Source organism: Hymenobacter arcticus (assembly GCF_054779975.1).
Window position 1 is genome coordinate 326,173 of sequence record NZ_BAAGXF010000003.1, and the last position, 13,840, is coordinate 340,012.

13 protein-coding genes are annotated in these 13,840 nt (G+C 60.5%); 4 read left to right on the top strand and 9 right to left on the bottom strand.

Going from position 1 to position 13,840, the window contains the following annotated elements:
• Positions 1 to 163 precede the first annotated feature (163 nt).
• On the bottom strand, positions 164 to 1,885 hold the full coding sequence (locus ACYVGC_RS07805) for a M28 family metallopeptidase (protein ID WP_460583246.1): 1,722 nt from the start codon (positions 1,883 to 1,885) through the stop codon (positions 164 to 166).
• A 121-nt stretch (positions 1,886 to 2,006) separates the two neighbouring features.
• Between ACYVGC_RS07805 and ACYVGC_RS07810 the strand changes: the two genes are divergently transcribed.
• Complete coding sequence (locus ACYVGC_RS07810) at positions 2,007 to 2,198, top strand: hypothetical protein (protein ID WP_460583247.1); 192 nt, start codon at positions 2,007 to 2,009, stop codon at positions 2,196 to 2,198.
• Between the two features lie 225 nt (positions 2,199 to 2,423).
• Here the strand turns inward: ACYVGC_RS07810 and ACYVGC_RS07815 are convergent, their stop codons facing one another.
• Positions 2,424 to 3,824: a phospholipase D-like domain-containing protein gene (locus tag ACYVGC_RS07815; RefSeq protein ID WP_460583248.1), complete on the bottom strand. Its 1,401-nt coding sequence runs from the start codon at positions 3,822 to 3,824 to the stop codon at positions 2,424 to 2,426.
• 9 nt (positions 3,825 to 3,833) lie between these two features.
• A complete protein-coding gene (locus ACYVGC_RS07820) occupies positions 3,834 to 4,775 on the bottom strand; it encodes a tetratricopeptide repeat protein (protein WP_460583249.1) in 942 nt (313 codons plus the stop codon).
• Between the two features lie 329 nt (positions 4,776 to 5,104).
• On the opposite strand from ACYVGC_RS07820, the gene ACYVGC_RS07825 reads away from it, so the two are divergent.
• Positions 5,105 to 5,383 (top strand): hypothetical protein, encoded by a 279-nt coding sequence (locus ACYVGC_RS07825; protein WP_460583250.1) that lies wholly within the window; start codon positions 5,105 to 5,107, stop codon positions 5,381 to 5,383.
• Here the strand turns inward: ACYVGC_RS07825 and ACYVGC_RS07830 are convergent.
• From ACYVGC_RS07830 to ACYVGC_RS07855, 6 genes are all read right to left on the bottom strand, one after another.
• Positions 5,349 to 5,489 carry a hypothetical protein gene (locus ACYVGC_RS07830; RefSeq protein WP_460583251.1) on the bottom strand — a complete coding sequence of 47 codons (141 nt, stop codon included), beginning with the start codon at positions 5,487 to 5,489 and terminating at the stop codon, positions 5,349 to 5,351. The two genes, ACYVGC_RS07825 and ACYVGC_RS07830, sit on opposite strands and share 35 nt — an antisense overlap.
• 70 nt (positions 5,490 to 5,559) lie before the next feature.
• Positions 5,560 to 5,919, bottom strand: coding sequence for a helix-turn-helix domain-containing protein (locus ACYVGC_RS07835; RefSeq protein WP_460583252.1), 360 nt, complete (start codon positions 5,917 to 5,919; stop codon positions 5,560 to 5,562).
• A 59-nt stretch (positions 5,920 to 5,978) separates the two neighbouring features.
• Positions 5,979 to 6,272 carry a type II toxin-antitoxin system HigB family toxin gene (locus tag ACYVGC_RS07840; protein WP_460583253.1) on the bottom strand — a complete coding sequence of 98 codons (294 nt, stop codon included), beginning with the start codon at positions 6,270 to 6,272 and terminating at the stop codon, positions 5,979 to 5,981.
• Between the two features lie 93 nt (positions 6,273 to 6,365).
• A complete protein-coding gene (locus ACYVGC_RS07845) occupies positions 6,366 to 8,675 on the bottom strand; it encodes a GH92 family glycosyl hydrolase (RefSeq protein WP_460583254.1) in 2,310 nt (769 codons plus the stop codon).
• A 35-nt stretch (positions 8,676 to 8,710) separates the two neighbouring features.
• Positions 8,711 to 9,739: a WG repeat-containing protein gene (locus ACYVGC_RS07850; protein ID WP_460583255.1), complete on the bottom strand. Its 1,029-nt coding sequence runs from the start codon at positions 9,737 to 9,739 to the stop codon at positions 8,711 to 8,713.
• Between the two features lie 337 nt (positions 9,740 to 10,076).
• The gene (locus ACYVGC_RS07855) at positions 10,077 to 11,411 is read right to left on the bottom strand and encodes an MFS transporter (protein ID WP_460583256.1); all 1,335 of its coding nucleotides are present in this window, start codon (positions 11,409 to 11,411) and stop codon (positions 10,077 to 10,079) included.
• Positions 11,412 to 11,619: 208 nt separating this feature from the next.
• On the opposite strand from ACYVGC_RS07855, the gene ACYVGC_RS07860 reads away from it, so the two are divergent.
• Positions 11,620 to 12,888 carry a glycosyltransferase family 2 protein gene (locus ACYVGC_RS07860; protein WP_460583257.1) on the top strand — a complete coding sequence of 423 codons (1,269 nt, stop codon included), beginning with the start codon at positions 11,620 to 11,622 and terminating at the stop codon, positions 12,886 to 12,888.
• 12 nt (positions 12,889 to 12,900) lie between these two features.
• On the top strand, positions 12,901 to 13,725 hold the full coding sequence (locus ACYVGC_RS07865; protein ID WP_460583258.1) for a polysaccharide deacetylase family protein: 825 nt from the start codon (positions 12,901 to 12,903) through the stop codon (positions 13,723 to 13,725).
• Positions 13,726 to 13,840 lie beyond the last annotated feature (115 nt).

A 13,840-nucleotide genomic window follows, 5' to 3' on the forward strand; every position in this document is an offset into this window, starting at 1 on the left:
ATATTACTGAAATAAAATAACTTACGTAAAAACGTTTGTCATTGCGAGCGCAACGCAGTGGAGCGCGGCAATCGCATCAGAACGATACTCAAACGAGTCGTTCTAGTGCGATTGCCGCGCTCCACTGCGTTGCGCTCGCAATGACAAACGTTTTAAGGTCCACTTACTGCGGCCGGCTTTTCAGGCGCACGGCTTGAAACTCGGAACCGGCCTTCCACTTGGGAAAAGTGGTTTCGGCGGCGAGGTTTTGGCCGATGCGGAAGAGCAGGCGGGCGTCCTGGGCCGCGCCGCGCAGGTCCCACTGGGGGTTGTACTGGTCGGAGGGCTGGTGGTAGTTATTGGCTTCGAAGTCTTTACGCTCTTTTTCGGCGAATGCCTTGCCGTGCAGGCGGCTCTCAAACGCCCCGCTGGCATACAGCGCTGGCACGCCCACCTTGGCAAAGCTGAAGTGGTCGGAGCGGTAGAAGCTGCCGGTTTCGGGGTGCTGGTAGGGGATGACGTAGCGGTTCTGCTCCTTGGCGGCGGTGCGGGCGTAATCATCCAGCTCCGATTGCCCGTAGCCGGTGATGGTGAGGTCGCGCATCGGGCCGAAGGCTAGCAGCTCATCCATGTTGATATCGGCCACGGTGTTTTTCAGCGGGAACAGCGGGTGCTGCGCGTAGTAGTCCGAGCCAAGTAGGCCCTGCTCTTCGCCCGTCACGGCCAGGAACACGATGCTGCGCTTCGGCTTTTCCTTGGCCTGCTGGAAGCCGTTGGCGATAGCCAGCAGGCCCGCACAGCCGCTGGCGTTGTCGAGCGCGCCGTTATAAATGGAGTCGCCGGCCACGGCCGGGCCGATGCCCAGGTGGTCCCAGTGTGCCGAGTAGATGATGTATTCCTTGGGCTGGGTGGTGCCGGGCAGCACGGCCACCACGTTTTTGGAGGTTTTGTAGGTGATTTTATTGTGCAGCGTGGTCGTGAGGCTCAGACCCAGGTCTTTACCCCGGAAACCAGGCTTATTGGCGGCGGCGTACAGCGCCTCGTAGTCCTGCCCGGCGGCGGTGAAGAGGCGCTTGGCCGCGTCGAGGGTCATCCAGCCTTCAAGGGCCACTTTGCTGGCGCCGTGGTCGGGCGTGGTGGGGTGCAGCTTGGCGCCGCCGTTGCTGCTTTGCACCACCGTCCAGGGGTAGGCGGCGGGCTTGGTATCGTGGATGATGACCAGGCCGGTCGCGCCGTGGCGGGCGGCCTCCTCGTACTTGTACATCCAGCGGCCGTAGTAGGTCATTTCCCGGCCCTTGAATAGCGTGGTGTCGTTGCCCGCGTTGCCGGGGTCGTTGATGAGCACGACCACCGTTTTGCCCTTCACGTCGAGGCCCGCGTAGTCGTCCCACTTGTATTCGGGGGCCGTTACGCCGTAGCCGGCAAATACCAGCGGTGAGCCCTTGATTTCGACCGTCGGCTTTTCACGCTCGGTCAGAAACATGTAGTCGGTGCGATACTTGAGCGTCAGGCTTTTGCCCGCGCCGGCGATGGTGGCCGTGGAGTCGGGCTTGCCGGCAATCTCCACCAGCGGCACCGGCTGGAAATAGCTGCCACCGGGGCCGGGCTGTAGCCCCAGCTTCTTAAACTCGCTGGCCAAGTACGTGGTGGCTTTTTCCTCACCCACCGTAAACGGCCGCCGGCCCTGGTACTCGTCCGAGGCCAATACTTTGATGTGCTGAGCCAGCAGGGCGGGCGTGATGCCGTCGTTGGGCGTGGGCACGCTGGCCGTGTCCGTTGGCGCGGCCTCAGTGGGCTGGCCGCCGGCGGCGGTTTCGGTGGTAGCAGTGGATTGGCCCTGGCAGCTGGCTAGTAGCAAACTCGCCGCAACGGGGGCGAGCCAGGGGCGTAAAGAAGAGAGGTGCATGAGTGTAGGTAAAGGTGAAACGCACGGGGTGCAACCGCGAATGTAGGTGGCAGCGCGCCGGATAACGCCAACCGCGTTCCCTGCGTAAAAAGCCCACATTCACCCTATACCTCCTTTCACCATGAGCGATAACCAACCAAGCGGCACCCTAGGCGGTTTGATTGCCAGCCTGTTCCGCGGCAACACCAACGAAGACGGCACCAGCCGCGGCTTCACCTCCAAGCACAAAGTATTGAGCGGCGCCTTGCTGGCCGCCGGCGCGGCTTACCTCTACAAGCGCAACAAGAACAAGCAGTCTATCTTAGGCAATTAGGTAAGTGTTTGCTTGCGCAAAAGCCCGGCTGCCTTCGGTTATCATACCGTAGGCAGCCGGGCTTTTTGCCGTAAAATCTGTTTTGGAAGCTAAAAGAACGTCATGCAGACCGCAGGGAAGCATCTCGCTCGCCTCGTTGAACGATTGGTTTACTGCTGCACGCGAGATGCTTCCCTGCGGTCTGCATGACGTCCTTTTTTAGGGAATTGATTTCTAGTAATTTTATCAAAGCGCGGCTTCCTGCTGCAAAAGCAACTCCAGCTGCCCCAGTAGGCGGTCGCGCTCGGTCCGCAGCACGGCGCGGTTGGTAGCCAGGTACGCTTCCTGCTCGGTTTCACTGGCTTGGGCTAGCCCAAAGGCTTCGGCAGCGCGCAACTCGGCTAGCTCTTGTAGCAGCGCGGCGTGCTTGGCGGCCAGTGCATCGCGGCGGACTTGCAGCATTTCGGCGGAGCTGTTGGCGGTGGTGTCGGCCGTGAAAATGCCGCGCTGCAGGTCGAGCAGCTGAGCTTGCAGCGCGGCCACGTCCTGGTGCTGGTAGGAACTGAGCACCTGTTGAAACGCCTCGGTGGCGGCGCTTTTATGCGTGTCGGCCACGCGGTCGGGGTGGCAGAGCTGGGCGGCTTCGCGGTAGAGCTTCTTGAGGAGGGCGCGGCCGGCATCGTCGAGGGCGAAGGTGTGGGCGGCCACGGCCTGGGCCTGCTCGCGGTCGTGGGTTTGCTGCTGGTAGCGCTGCTGGGCGCGCTGGTACTCGCTTTCGGCGTAGGCCGAGGTGTGGCGCTGGTGGCGGGCCACGTCGCGGCGCAGGGCCAGCACCGCTTGCAGCAGCTCGCCCAGCTCGCGCTGGTGCCACAGCTCAAAGGCCGTGAGCAGGCGGGTAGCTTCGGCGCGCTCGGCTTCGAGGGCCAGCAGCTCGGCTTCGAGGCAGCGGATTTCGAGCTGGAGGGCGGCCAGGCGCGGGTCTTCCCACACGCGTACCTGGGCGTGGGCGGCCACGAAGGCTTGCAGTAAGTCTGTCGCTTCGGCGTAGCGGTGGGCGCGCAGGGCGGCGAGCACGGCGGCCAGGCGGCTATCGGCCAGGGGCTCGGCGGCGAGGCGGTCCAGGTGCTTGGGCAGGTCTTCGGTCTCGTGCAGCGTCAACAGCGACTGAATGACGGCCAGGCGCTTGAGCACGCGCTGCACGGCTGGGTCGGCGGCCGGCGCGTCGGGCTGGCCGGTGAGGCGGGCAAACTCGCGCAGGAAGTGCCGGGCCAGTTCGGGGTCGCCGGTGGTGAGCACCAGATTTTCCTCGTTGTAGTGGGCGGCTTTGTTGGTCCAGTTGTAGGAGCCGGTGAGCACGTCGCGCCCGTCGAGGATGCAGAATTTGTGGTGCATCAGCCGGTCTTCGACCACGAACACGCGCCCGCCGGCCGCTTCCAGCTCGGCAAAGGGCAGCCCGCCCGGCTGAAAATTGATGGCTTTCTCGTCGCGCGTCAGGCACAGGGCCACGGGCACCCCGGCCCGCTGCCGCGCCAGCAGCGCCGCAAACAGCGTGTGGTCGGTAAACCACACCACGGCCACGTGAATGGAATGCTTGGCGAGGCCGATTTCACGGAGCAGGACAGCGCGGATGTCTGTAAGAACGACCATTTTATGGGGTTAAATTTTGTCAAGTATATCCGCTCTTACTGAATAGGCTCGCATGTAATCCGGCTTTATTAAAAGAGCTTGGTCAAAATCTGCTAAAGCTCCTTCTGTATCTTGAATAGCATATTTTACCTCGCCTCTTCCAGTATAATACTCAGCTAAATGACTACGCCCGCCCAAGTGGCTACCTAATCCAATTTCTCCTATGCCACTATAATCTTTGTAGAAATTAGGTTCTAAGTTGATTGCAGCTGTGTAATCATTAATTGCATTTAAGTAATTTTGTAAAGAATAGTGAACTGATGCTCTATCGGCGTAGAGTGAAGCACTTCTTGGTTCTAAAGTAATCGCTTTATTAAAATCATTTAAAGCGTCTAAATACTCACCTAAAAAGTCGTCTCTTAAAAAACCACTCGATGCATAAGCTGCTGGATGATTCGGGTCAATACTAATAGCTCGTTCAAAGTTGTCTAATGCTTCATCATCATGCTGATATAGTTCTACGTAAAATACCATGCAACCTAGCTCAATATGATTCCAAGCCTCATTAGGTGCTAGTTCAACTGCAATTTTGAAATCCATCAAAGCAACATCATATTCCTGCCTGTCTAACCATAGTGAGCCTAGTAAACGGTGGCGTAAGGCATTATTACATCCTTGCATCATATCACCGCTTATAGAATTTAATAATGCGCAAGCTTGGTTGGTATCATCTTTAATTCGATAAATTAAGGCCTTGGTGAAAATGCTGTCGAAACTATTATCTAGTATTACCCCTTGCTTGTCAAGTATATCCCATTGGAGACTACTTAAGGTCATGATAAACTCAGTCCAATTTGGAAAAGGCCCTTCGTAGGCTTGACGCAATGCAGAGGCTGAACCGTGCAAATGCTGTTGTGCTAATACAAATGCCAGCCATATATTTCCTCTCCAATACGTAGGAGTGGTTTTCACACATTTAGTAAAGGCGTAGGTAGCCTCGGCCCAATCCTCTCGCGCACTAGCGGCTTTCCCCAATTCATGCCAATACTCCGCCGAGCTTTCCCGCACTACCTCCCGCAGTAGCCCCAACGCTCCTTGCGTCCGCCTCAATATAACAGAAGTTGAAGGCAAAGACGCAGGCAAATTGGCTGGTCGCACCTCGTTGACAGAAGATAGGTCTTGTGGTTGCTCAGGCATCAATAATAGAATTAGCTGGGAAATGGTTTTAGAACTAAAATTTTTGGCAATGTGTGATTAAAGAGGTACCTTGTGTTTGTCCTTGACCTCAAAATTCTAACACAATGCCTCTCGAAGAACCTGCCTACAATATTCGTAGCATAGATGAGATTGAATACGGCAAAGAAATTGCTGGTAAAATTCAACTAATTCGTAGATGTACAGAGCAAGTCGAACAGAATCATCGGGATTATTTTGATGAGATAAAAAGACCCATTTCGAACTTTATTATGCATAGACGAGGCAAAGAATTTGAAGGTATGGAAACATTTGTGTCAGGTGATTTGCGGCCAGATATAGCCCAAGAACTTATTGAAGTGGTAAAGAAGGTTTGGGCATCTTAACCATGTCGCGCAGCAGCCCGAGCGCCGCTTGCGTGCGGTGAAGCAGGGCGGCCGGGGAGGGCAACGGCGCGGGCAGGTAGGAGGCGGGCGTGGGGTCGGGGTTCATGGCTGCAAGTATAACCAAAGAAGCCCCGGCAACTGCCAGGGCTTCGGTTTTTGGGGCTATTGCGTTGGCGCTAAACTAGTTCCAGGAGCTTGTCGCCGGGTACGTGCAGGGTAGTGTGCAGGCGCTTGATAAAGTCCAGGTTAGGGGCGCGGCGGCCGTTCATGATTTCGCTCAGGCGCGACTCGCTCACGCCGAGCAGCTTGGCAAACTGCTTCTGGCGCATGCGGAGCCGGAACATCTCCACTTCCAGCCAGCCGGCCAGAGTAGAGGGCAGGGCGGGCTCGTGGCCCTGCGCGATTTCGTAGGTATCGATGGCTTCGCCTAGCTCAAGCAGGCGGGTGAGGTGCTGGTCTTCGTTTTCCTGGCCCAGGCGCATGGCTTCGGTGAGGGCAGCCTGGTATTCGGCTTCGGTGGAGATAGCTAAGGACATGGCGGTGAAGCGTTATAATGGTAGAATTGGGCTAGCTGGCCGACAAGCTGGCATATTGGCTACAGCGAGGGAAGCTGGGCCCGACGCTTATCGTATTCTTTGTGCGTAAAAATGCCCCTTATGTAGAGCTGCTTGACCTTAAAGAATATCATGACGATAATTCGGTAACTGCCCACATTGAACACGTACCGGTCATTGGTAATATAGTCAACGTCTGGAATATCAGCGCGTAATTCATTGAGGTTGCTCCAGCTGCCCAGCTTCATCTTGTGATACCATACTTCCAGCAACTCAGTTGATTTCGGGTGTTCCTTGGTAAATGCATTGATGACCGGCTTACTCAGTACGCGCATACTTTAACCTGCAAATTGAGGGCGTGGCCCTAGTCTTTGATTACGGCAAAAGTAACCTTATCGTTCCCAATAGCAAAATAAAAATTACCATTTTCAGAATAATTTTGTCGCCGGCCGGCTGCCCATCACAAACTCCAAGGTCCCGCCCTGCCGCACCTCGCTCACCGGCAGAAACGGCCGCGCCAGCAGCTTGCCATTCAGCCGGGCCGACTGCACGTAGACGTTCTTATCGGACTGGTTCTTAACGGTTACCGTAAACGTCTTGCCCTCGCCCACTTGCAGCGTGGCCCCGTGTACGGCGGGGCTGCCGAGGGCGTACTCACCGGAGGCGGGGGCGACGGGGTAGAAGCCCAGGGCCGAGAAGATGTACCAGGCCGACATCTGGCCGCAGTCGTCGTTGCCGCCGAGGCCATCGGGGCCCTGGTGGTACATCTTGTTGAGAATCATGCGGATGCGGGGCTGGGTTTTCCAGGGCTGGTTGGTCCAGTTGTAGAGGTAGGCGGCGTGGTGGGCGGGCTCGTTGCCGTGCACGTAGTTGCCGATGATGCCGTCGCGGGTGATGTCCTCGGTTTCGGCGAAGAACTTGTCGGGCAGGTTCATCGTGAACAGCGAGTCGAGGTGGGGCACGAAGCGGGCGTTGCCGCCCATCTTGGCGATGAGCGCGGCCGGGTCGTGGGGCACGTAGAGGCTGTAGTTCCAGGCGTTGCCCTCAATGTAAGCGGGGTCGCTGGTGGTGAGCACGTCGAACTTGGGCCGGAACGAGCCGTCGGCCAGGCGCGGGCGCATGAAGCCGATGCGGGCGTCGTACACGCTTTGCCAGTTGGTGGCGCGCTGGCGGAACTCCTTCTCAATGTCGGCGCGGCCCAGCTTCTGGGCGGCCTGCGCAATGCAATAGTCGTCGAAGGCGTATTCGAGGGTTTTGGACACCGACGCGCCGCTTTTGTCCTCGGGTACGTAGCCGCGGGCCATATACTCGCCCAGGCCGTCGTACCAGCGCTGGCGGGCGGTGGTCACGCAGGCGTCGAGGGCGTGGTTTTGGTCGAAGGGCGCGTTGCCGAGTACGATGGCATCGCAGAGCACGGGCACCGCGTGGTAGCCAATCATGCACCAGTTTTCGTTGGCGTAGTGGCTCCACACCGGCAGCATGTGCTCGGCGCTTTGGTCGAAGTGGGCCAGCATGGATTGCACCATGTCGGCGTTGCGCCGGGGCTGCACGAGGTTATAGAGTGGGTGCAGGGCCCGGTAGGTATCCCAGAGCGAGAAGCTGGTGTAATTGGTGAAGTCCTTGGCCGTGTGGTTGTTCTGGTCGAGGCCGCGGTACTGGCCATCCACATCCTGGTAGATGGTGGTGCCGATAAAGGCGTGGTACAGGGCCGTATAGAAGTTCTCCTTATCGACCCGGCGCGGCGACTGCACGGTGATTTTGCTCAGCTCCTGCTGCCACTGCGCCTGGCCTTTCTGCCGGTAGTCGGCGAAGTTCCAGCCGGGGGCTTCGGCGCGCAGGTTGGCCAGCGCGCCGGCGGTGCTCACGGGCGAGAGGGCCATCTTGAGCTTCACCTGCTGGCCGGCCTGGGTGGGCCCGAAGTCGAAGTGCAGGCGCAGCTGGTGGGCGGCCAGGTCGGGCCAGTTGTGGTTTTGGTCGAAGCGGCTCCAGAAGCCGCGGTAGGCTTGCTTTTGGTCGTAGTTGCGGCTGCCGTAGGTTTTGAAGGGGCGCGAAAAGCTGAGCGCGAAGTACACCGTGCGGGTGCGGCCCCAGCCGTTGGTTTGGCGGTAGCCGGTCACGAGCGAGTCATTTTCGACCCGCACAAACGTCCAGGTATTTTTGCCGGGATAGTTGTAAATCCCGGCCATCAAATCGAGAATGATGTGCGACTCGGCGGCCTGCGGAAACGTGTACTGGTGCACGCCGACCCGCGTGGTGGCGGTTAATTCCGCTAGAATATCGTGGTCGGCCAGCCGCACTTTGTAGTAGGCGGGCTCGGCTACTTCGGTGCTGTGCGAGTAGGCCGAGCGGTAGCCGCTGCGCGGCCGGTCGGCGGTGCCGGGGTTGAGCTGAAGCGGCCCGGTGGTGGGCATCACTAGAAAATCGCCGAGGTCGGAGTGCCCCGTGCCGCTGAAATGCGTGTGGCTGAAGCCCACGATGGTGGGGTCTTTGTACTGGTAGCCAGCGCAGTACGAATAAATTTCGGGATTGTACTTGCCGTTTTGCTCGTAGCTGATAGTATCGGTGTCGGGCGAGAGCTGCACCGCGCCGAAGGGCACCGTGGCCCCGGGGTAGGTGTGGCCCATGCGGGCGGTGCCCACCAGCGGGTGGGCGTACTGCACGAGGTTTTCGGAGGCTGGGGCCTGGGCCGCGGCGGCCAACGGCAGGGCCAGGGTGCTGGCTAGCAAAAGGTGCTTCATGCTGCCAAAGTAAGCGGCGGCCACGCGGTGAGGCCCTAGAGCGACACGCTAAACAGCCGGTAGCCGCTGGCCGTGCGGATGAACTCGAAGTGTTCCTGATGGTCGAATTTTTGGTTGGTTGGCGGGGCCGGATACGTCAATACAACCTCAAAAACCGGATATTTCTCCTCAAAGTGCTCCCCACAATCTGTCAGGAACGGCCGGAAAGCCAGGCCGGTAAAAATGAGCGTGTTCAGGTCGCCAGACCCCAGTTGTACTCCCCCGGCCCCGCGTTGCAGCGCGCCCAGCCTAGCGCGCAACAATGGCTGATACTTCGCCACAAACGCCGCCCGGCCAACGTGCGGCCAGCCCCGAAACGGCCGCGAAGCCACGGCCAAATCGCTGAAGCAAAGCGCGCTGATTTTTTCGGCCGGCTCACTGTGCACGGTCGGCACGAAGGTGCCAAAAAACCACTCCCGAAATTCCCGGTCATACGCCGTAAACGTGTAGCGGTCGCCATGTACGCCGCTCAGCGTGACGGTGGTAGCCGTATCGGGCGTGGGCGCATTGCGTTGCAGCGAGTACCAGTCGAGGCGAAACGTAGGGGCGGTGGCAGTGCCCAAATCGGCCAGCACCTCGTTGCGCTGATTGATTAATACCTCCCGGCCTCCCTGCCAGCTTGGGTGTTCGCAGGTGAGCGTGTCGCTGCCGCCAAAGCAAGTACGCTTAGCGCCAAGCAGCGCCACGGCTACCCCATTGTGAAAAGGGGTGGCGTAATTATAAATAGCCGGAATTACCACCCGCCCCTGCGCGTCGAAAAAGCCCACCCGGTTGCGCCGCTGGTCCCGAAACCGGATTTTGCCTTCGCTTTCGCAGTCAAACGTGTAGTCGTTTATATACACGCTGTCGCGGCCCACGGCCCGCCCGCTTTTCAGTAAATAATACTGGGAGTCGGTGGCCCATTCGTGCACGGCCATGATGTGGCGAAACGTTTGGGCATTCGTAAACTGCCCGAACTTGGCCGGCAGGGTCACCTGGCCCCGCTGGTTTTTGTAGCCGTAGTGGTCTTCCTGCTTGGCTTTCACCGTAAACTGCATCCAGGGTTCCTCCGCTTGCGCGCTGGCTGGCTTGGTACAAGTGCTTGCTAATAGAGTAATTAGCAGTAAGATTCGCTGGCGTGTCTTAGTTAAAAGCATGAGGCCGAAGCAACCCAGCTAAGCCAGCCCAAAGGTGAGCGGCGGGCGGGGCTGCCCGGGTCCGAAACTACTGCGCAACGGCCGCTAGTTGACAGCCCGGCCATTTGGCCGGCGCGCCAATTAGCGGCCGTTGCGCAAAAGTCTGGGCAAAGGGAGGGAAAAATAAATAAAAACTACCCGATAGTTAATTTATTGATAGTAAATAAATTAACTATCGGGTAAGCCGCTAGTCGCGCTGCACTTTGTAGAACTTGATGCCGTACAAAAACACCATCACGTAACAAATAATGGGCAGGTAGTAGGCGTGGGCCACGCTGGCGTTGGCCACCGGCCCCATTACGAAGCGCGGAAACAGGGCCGCGCCCACCACGCCCATCACGATAAACGACGAGGCCAGCTGCTTGTGCCGGCCCAGGTCTTTCAGCCCCAGGCTATAAATGATGGGGAACATGACGCTGAAGAAGAAATTGAGCGCAATGAGGGCCCCAAACGATACCCAGCCCCAGTGCTGCGCCACAATGAGGCACATACCAATATTGGCCACGGCCACGAAGGCCAGCAGGCGGTTGGGGGCAATGTACTGCATGAGGTAGGTGCCCAAAAAGCGGCCCAGCATCATGCCTACCAGGCTGAGGGAGAAGAAGTAAGCCGCCACATCGTTGGCCAGGTGCGGCAGGCCGGGCGTCAGGCCCACGGTGCGGCTAAAAAGGGTGCCCACCTGCCAAAAACCCTGAATGGCCGGCCCCGGCTTCAGCCCCATGTAGTCGGTGCCGTAGTTGATAAAATAGGCCCAGGTGCCGCCCTGCGCCGCCGTGTTGAAGAGCTGCGCCACGCAGGCCCACACAAAATGCTTGTGCTGAAACAGCGTTTTGTCGGCGGCCAGGTCGGTGGGCGTATCGCCGGTTTCGGAGGTGGCCGTGCCGGGCGTGTGCTCGGCGTTGAGCGGGGGCACCTTCACGAAGGCAAAGGCCAGCCCGATGCAGCCCACCACCGTGCCAATGATGGTGTAGAGCACTTTTACCGACGATAAGTCGCCGGCCGCGTGGGTGCCGCGCAGCACAAAGTAGCCGCCAATGAGCGGCCCCGATACCGCCCCGATGCCGTTGATGGCGTGCGAAAACGTGATGCGCCGGTCGGAGCTCGCCGGGTCGCCCAGGCCGTCCAGAAACGGGTGCGCCACGGCTTCGAGCGTGCCCAGGCCGCAGGCCAGCACAAACAGGGCCATGAGCAGGAGCGTGAACGAGGCCGCATTGGCGGCCGGCACCATCAGAAAGGCCCCGGCGGCGTACAGGCCCAGGCCCAGGATAACGCCCTTTTGGTAACCAAAGCGCTTCATAAACCAGCCCGCGGGCAGGCCCATCACGAAGTAGGCCCCAAACGTGGCGGCCTGCACGTAGGCCGAGTTGGCCTTGCTCACGTGCAGCACCTGCTGAAAATGCTTGTTGAGAATGTCGGCCATCGTTACGCCCAGGCCCCAGAGCATGAACAGCGACACCACGAAAATAAGGGTTAGAATGTAGCGCCGCTCGGTGAAGGGCGGCGGAGTAGTGGTAGGCAGCATGAAGGGAGAAAAGGAAATGAAAACACTAAACGGAACGTGCTAAGCAAGAGTTAAGCGCAGCTAGCACGCAGTATAACAAGAAAACGTAGTTGCGTGCAAAAAATAAATTGATAAAGCCAATTAGTTGACACAAAGCGCAGTAACTTGTTGCACCTAACTACTTACTGTGCGCATGAAAACAACTTGCTACTCTCTGCTCACCTGACGTATGGCGGCATTACACGGTTTGGCAGCCCTTGGCTGGCTGGGTTACCTGGCGCTCGGCGTGTGGTACGTAATGCAGGCCTACGTACTAATGTTTTACGCCTACGTACTGAGCCCGGCCATTCTGTACGTGCTGTGCGCGGCGCGCATTGGCCGGCTATACGGGCGGCCCCCGGCGGCGGCCCCGGCCCAAACCGACTTTGTGCTGCTGGTGCCGGCCCACAACGAGGCCGTGCTGCTGCCGGGCCTGCTGGCCAGCATCGGGCAGCTCGCCTACCCGGCCGGCCGCTACCGCACGGTGGTAGTGGCCGACAATTGCACCGACGGCACCGCGGCGCTGGCCCGGGCCGCGGGGGTTACCTGCTTCGAGCGCACCACCACCCAGCCCTCCAGCAAGACGCAGGCGCTGCGCTACGCCGCCGAGCGGCTGGCGCTGGCCGCTCCGTATTCGGCCGCCGTGGTGTGCATTGTGGATGCCGACTGCCGCCTCGACCCGCATTTTCTGGCGGAGCTCGACCGGCACTTTGCCCGGCCCGGCGCGGCCCCGGTGGTGCAGTGCAGCCGGCGCGTGGGCAACGCCTTCGAGTCGGACGTGACGGTGCTCGACGCCGCCGCCGAGGCTCTGCGGCAGCGCGTGGGGCTGGGCACCCGGGCGCTGCTGGGCCTCGATGCCTTCCTGCTGGGTTTGGGCTGCTGCCTGCGCGCGGCCGAGTTTGCTCAGCTCATGGCCCTGCCCCACAGCTCGCTGGCCGAGGACAAGGAGTGGAAAGCCAACCTAGTGCGCCGCCAAGTGCCGGTGGCCTACTGCCCCGCCGCCAGCCTGCGCTACCACGCGGTGGGCAGCCGGCAGGCCTTCGGCCGGCAGCGCCAGCGGTGGCTGGCGGGCCAATTGGCCACGGCCAAAGCCCACGGCCTGCCGCTGCTGGCCCGGGGGCTGCGGCAGCGCAGCCTGCGCCAGCTCGATTTTGCCTGCGAGCTATTGCAGCCGCCGCGCTCGTGCCTGCTGGTGGCCGCGCTGGCGTTTGGGGCGGTGGCGCTGGGCACGGGCTCGGCCGTGCTAGGCGGGGTGTGGCTGGGGCTGGCGGCGGCTCTGCTGGGCTACGGCGCGCTGGGGCTGCGCCTTATTGGGGCCCGGCCGCGGCACTTTCTGGCGCTGCTGGCCGGCGTGCATCTGGTAGCGGGTGTGGCCAAGTCGGTAGCGCTCATTTTGGTGGGGTATAAGGACCGGGAGTGGAAGGCCACGCGCCTGGTGAGTAAAGAGCTGTTGGACTGAGTGTTACCGCTTATGAAAAGCCCGCAAGTTAGCATTCTAATGTACCACGCGCTGGTGGAGCGCCCCGCGCCTTATATGGCGGCCGTGCACGTGCCAATAGCGTACTTTGCCGAGCAAATGGCCTGGCTAGCGGCAGCCGGCTGCCGCGTGCTGCCGCTGGCCGAGGCGCTGGCCAGCCTGCGCCAGCCGCCGGGCGCGGCCCCGGTGGTGGCCCTCACCTTTGATGATGGCTACCACTCGCTTTACACCCACGCCCGGCCCATTTTGGCGGCGCACGGCTTTGCGGCCACCTTATTTTTAACCACCGCCGCGGTGGGCGAGCCGAGCTACGCGGGCCAGGGCGAGTTTGCGCGCTCGGCTCCGGCCGGCGACCGGCCCCTGCGCTGGGTGGAGCTGCGGGCGCTGCAAGCCGCCGGCTGGCACATCGAGGCGCACGGGTGCAGCCACCGGGCCCTGGCCGGCCAACCCGTGGCCGCGCAGCTGACCGAGCTGCGCGGCAGCCGGGCCGCCATTTCCAGGCACCTGGGGCGGGCCCCGGCGTACTACGCGTTTCCCTACGGCCGCTACGACCGGCACACCCTGCGGGCCCTTGCGCCGGCGGGCTACGCGGCGGGATTTTCGGTGCACACCGGCCCGGCCACCCCGGGCAGCGACCCGCGCCGCCTGCCCCGCATCGAGCTCACGGCCGCCTGCGAGTTGGCCACGTTTCGGCAATTGGTAGCTACCGGCTACCCCTCGGCGGCGGCCCGGCACCGCGCCCGGCTGCGCAACTACGCCTACTGCGTGCCACTGGTGAAAGACGCTTTGCTGGGCCTGGCAGGCCGCCGGGTGGGGTAGAGGTACTCGGGTAGAAACGGCCTGTGAATCTGTGGCTCGGCCTAATGAGTTGAATACTAAGTTATTGATTAATAAACTTTCACTATTACTCTTTCGCCCCGCTGAGGCTAAAAAC

What these genes read in the sequence shown, in the direction of transcription:
- ACYVGC_RS07830 (WP_460583251.1), bottom strand. Translation starts at nt 5,489, where the DNA reads ATGAACCCCGACCCCACGCCCGCCTCCTACCTGCCCGCGCCGTTGCCC.
- ACYVGC_RS07860 (WP_460583257.1), top strand. Translation starts at nt 11,620, where the DNA reads ATGGCGGCATTACACGGTTTGGCAGCCCTTGGCTGGCTGGGTTACCTG.
- ACYVGC_RS07845 (WP_460583254.1), bottom strand. Translation starts at nt 8,675, where the DNA reads ATGAAGCACCTTTTGCTAGCCAGCACCCTGGCCCTGCCGTTGGCCGCC.
- ACYVGC_RS07825 (WP_460583250.1), top strand. Translation starts at nt 5,105, where the DNA reads ATGCCTCTCGAAGAACCTGCCTACAATATTCGTAGCATAGATGAGATT.
- ACYVGC_RS07810 (WP_460583247.1), top strand. Translation starts at nt 2,007, where the DNA reads ATGAGCGATAACCAACCAAGCGGCACCCTAGGCGGTTTGATTGCCAGC.
- ACYVGC_RS07815 (WP_460583248.1), bottom strand. Translation starts at nt 3,824, where the DNA reads ATGGTCGTTCTTACAGACATCCGCGCTGTCCTGCTCCGTGAAATCGGC.
- ACYVGC_RS07855 (WP_460583256.1), bottom strand. Translation starts at nt 11,411, where the DNA reads ATGCTGCCTACCACTACTCCGCCGCCCTTCACCGAGCGGCGCTACATT.
- ACYVGC_RS07835 (WP_460583252.1), bottom strand. Translation starts at nt 5,919, where the DNA reads ATGTCCTTAGCTATCTCCACCGAAGCCGAATACCAGGCTGCCCTCACC.
- ACYVGC_RS07865 (WP_460583258.1), top strand. Translation starts at nt 12,901, where the DNA reads ATGAAAAGCCCGCAAGTTAGCATTCTAATGTACCACGCGCTGGTGGAG.
- ACYVGC_RS07805 (WP_460583246.1), bottom strand. Translation starts at nt 1,885, where the DNA reads ATGCACCTCTCTTCTTTACGCCCCTGGCTCGCCCCCGTTGCGGCGAGT.
- ACYVGC_RS07840 (WP_460583253.1), bottom strand. Translation starts at nt 6,272, where the DNA reads ATGCGCGTACTGAGTAAGCCGGTCATCAATGCATTTACCAAGGAACAC.